This is a genomic window from Actinomycetospora sp. (assembly GCF_036497245.1).
In the GTDB taxonomy this organism is placed as follows: Bacteria; Actinomycetota; Actinomycetes; order Mycobacteriales; family Pseudonocardiaceae; genus Actinomycetospora.
Genome location: NZ_DASXJS010000186.1, coordinates 1 through 3,061, shown reverse-complemented (window position 1 = coordinate 3,061; position 3,061 = coordinate 1). Strand labels below are relative to the sequence as shown.

Sequence of the window (3,061 nt, the reverse complement as noted above, 5' to 3'; positions counted from 1 at the left end):
ACTAGCCGGTCGGCGGGATCGGACACACCGCTTTTGCGCGGGCACCGGTCGCGGGCACGTGGGACCCATGAAGTACACGAGATTGGGCCGCACCGGGCTCGAGGTCTCCCGGATCGCCTTCGGGACCTGGCAGGTCTCCGGCGAATGGGGCTCCTACGACGTCGACGCCGCCCAGGGCGCGATCCGCCACGCCCGCGAGCTCGGCGTGAACTTCTTCGACACCGCCCAGGCCTACGGCTTCGGCGAGTCCGAGGAGGTTCTCGCGAACGCCCTGCGCCACGAGCTCGAGCACGACCGCGACTCCGTGGTCATCGCCACCAAGGGCGGTATCAACCCGGGCACCGACCGTCCCCGCGACTCGAGCCGCGAGTACCTGCGCTCCGGGGTCGAGGCCAGCCTGCGCGCGATGAAGATCGACCACATCGACCTCTACCAGGTCCACTGGCCGGACGAGCGGACCCCGTTCGCCGACACCGCCGGCTACCTGCAGGAGCTCGTCGACGAAGGCAAGATCCGCCACGTGGGGGTCTCCAACTACGACGAGAAGCAGTTGGCCGCGTTCGACCTGCGCCGCCCCGTCGAGACCCTCCAGCCTCCGTACCACCTGTTCCGCCGGGGCATCGAGGCCGACGTGCTGCCCTACGTCCGCGAGCACGACATCGGCACGCTGGTCTACAGCCCGCTGGGCTCCGGGCTGCTCACCGGGACGATGGACGAGAACACCACGTTCGAGGACTCCGACTGGCGTGCCCAGGCCACCGCGTTCAGCGGCGAGACCTTCCGCGCCAACCTCGCCGTCGTCGAGCGCCTCATGTCGCTCGCGGCGGACAAGGGCATCGAGGTCTCGCAGCTCGCGATCGCCTGGGTCCTCGCCCAGGACGGCATCGACACGGCCATCGTGGGCGCCCGCTCCGAGCGCAACATCGAGCGCTCGCTGGCCGCGGTCGACGTCGAGCTCACCGCCGACGACCTCGCCGAGATCGAGAAGATCACCGCCGACGGCATCCAGGTCACCGGTGCCTCGCCGGAGGGCGTGGCCTAGGGCCCTGCCCTACAGCTTCTGCATCGGCACGCCGCCGATGAGCATGAGGCGCACGGTTCCCGCCGACCCGAAGTCGATCGTCGCCGTGGCCCTGGACCCGACGCCGTCGACCACCGTCACGAGGCCGAGGCCGTACTTGTCGTGACTGACGCGGTCGCCGATCTCGAGGTGCAGCGTCGCCGCGCCCGACCCCGCCGAGCGCATCGGCGACGGCCGGGACGCGGCGCCCGTGAGGTCGCGTCCCCAGCTGCGGCCCGAGCCGAAGCTCGTCCGCGCGCTGGGGGCCGACCGCTCGGGCCCGCTGCGCCGCCAGTCGACGACGTCGTCGGGCAGCTCGTCGAGGAACCGCGACGGCGGGTTGGCCTGGGGCTGGCCGAACGCCGAGCGCATCAGGGCCCGCGAGACGTAGAGCCGCTGCTGGGCGCGGGTGATCCCGACGTAGGCGAGCCTGCGCTCCTCGGAGAGCTCGGTGGGGTCCGCGAGGGCCCGCTGGTGCGGGAACACGCCGTCCTCCCAGCCGGTGAGGAACACGACGGGGAACTCGAGCCCCTTCGCGGTGTGCAGCGTCATGAGGGTGACGACGCCGTCGCCGCCGTCGGGGATCGAGTCGGCGTCGGCCACCAGCGACACGCGCTCCAGGAACGCCTCGAGCGAGCCCGGCTCGGGCAGCCCGTCACCGGGGGGCACCACACCGGCAGGCACCTCGGCCGCGCCGTCGGCCTGGGCCTCCTCGGCGACGGCCGCGGCGGCCCGCGCGTCCCCGACGAACTCCCGCGCGACGCTCACCAGCTCGGTGAGGTTCTCCAGGCGGGACTGCTCCTGCGGATCCTCGGAGTGCTCCAGCTCGGCGCGGTACCCGCTCTTGGCGAGCACGGCGTCGAGGGTGTCGGCGACCTCCTCGCCGCTCGCGACCCCCGCCGCCAGCGCGTCGAGCATCTCGACGAAGTCGGCGATGTTGCGCTGCGAACGCGTGGCCAGGCCGTGGACCTCGCCCGCGGCGGCCCGGCGCAGGGCGGCGGCGAAGGTGACGTGCTCGCGCTCGGCGTGGTCGGCGACCACCGACTCCGCGCGGTCCCCGATCCCGCGCTTGGGCACGTTGAGGATGCGCCGCAGCGAGACGGTGTCCTCGGGGTTGGAGAGCACCTTGAGGTAGGCCATCGCGTCGCGGACCTCGCGGCGCTCGTAGAACCGGACCCCGCCGACGATCTTGTACGGCATGCCGAGGCGGACGAACACGTCCTCGAAGACCCGAGACTGGGCGTTGGTCCGGTAGAAGACCGCCACCTCGCCGAAGCGGACCTCGCCGCCGTCGACGAGCCGGTCGATCTCCGAGGCGACGAACGCGGCCTCGTCGTGCTCGTTGTCCGCGACGTAGCCGACGATCTTCTCGCCGTCGCCGGAGTCGGTCCACAGCCGCTTGTCCCGGCGGTCGGAGTTGCGGGCGATCACCCCGTTCGCGGCCGTGAGGATCCGCTGGGTGGAGCGGTAGTTCTGCTCCAGCAGGATCGTGCGCGCGTCGGGGTAGTCCCGCTCGAACTCGACGATGTTGCGGATCGTGGCGCCGCGGAAGGCGTAGATCGACTGGTCGGCGTCGCCCACCACGCACAGCTCGGCGGGCGGGGTGGCCCCGTCCTCGGAGCCCGACGACAGCGCCCGCACCAGCATGTACTGCGCGTGGTTGGTGTCCTGGTACTCGTCGACGAGCACGTGGCGGAAGCGCCGCCGGTAGTGCTCGGCGACGTCGGGGAACCGGGTCAACAGGTCCACCGTGCGGGAGATGAGGTCGTCGAAGTCCAGCGAGTTCGACGACTGCAGCCGCTGCTGGTAGGTCGCATAGACCTCGGCGCAGCGCCGCTCGTAGTCGGTGCCCGCGGCGTCGGCCGCCGTGACCGGGTCGGTCAGCTCGTTCTTCCACGCCGAGATCTGGCCGAGCAGGCCACGGGGCGGGTAGCGCTTCGGGTCGAGGTCGAGCTGCTTGGTGATCGTGGTGACCAGGCGCCGGGAATCGTCCGCGTCGTA

General features: G+C 71.7%; 2 protein-coding genes. One reads left to right on the top strand and one right to left on the bottom strand.

Translation table 11 applies throughout. The features are described 5' to 3' along the window. Window positions 1–67: 67 nt before the first annotated feature. Entirely contained in the window at window positions 68–1,042 is a 975-nt protein-coding gene (locus VGI02_RS19530) for an aldo/keto reductase (RefSeq protein ID WP_331629913.1), read from the top strand. A 9-nt stretch (window positions 1,043–1,051) separates the two neighbouring features. On the opposite strand, the gene VGI02_RS19525 is transcribed toward VGI02_RS19530, so the two are convergent. Then, window positions 1,052–3,061: 3'-5' exonuclease (locus tag VGI02_RS19525; protein ID WP_331629911.1), on the bottom strand; the 2,010-nt coding region annotated here is incomplete at its 5' end.

What these genes read in the sequence shown, in the direction of transcription:
- VGI02_RS19530 (WP_331629913.1), top strand. Translation starts at nt 68, where the DNA reads ATGAAGTACACGAGATTGGGCCGCACCGGGCTCGAGGTCTCCCGGATC.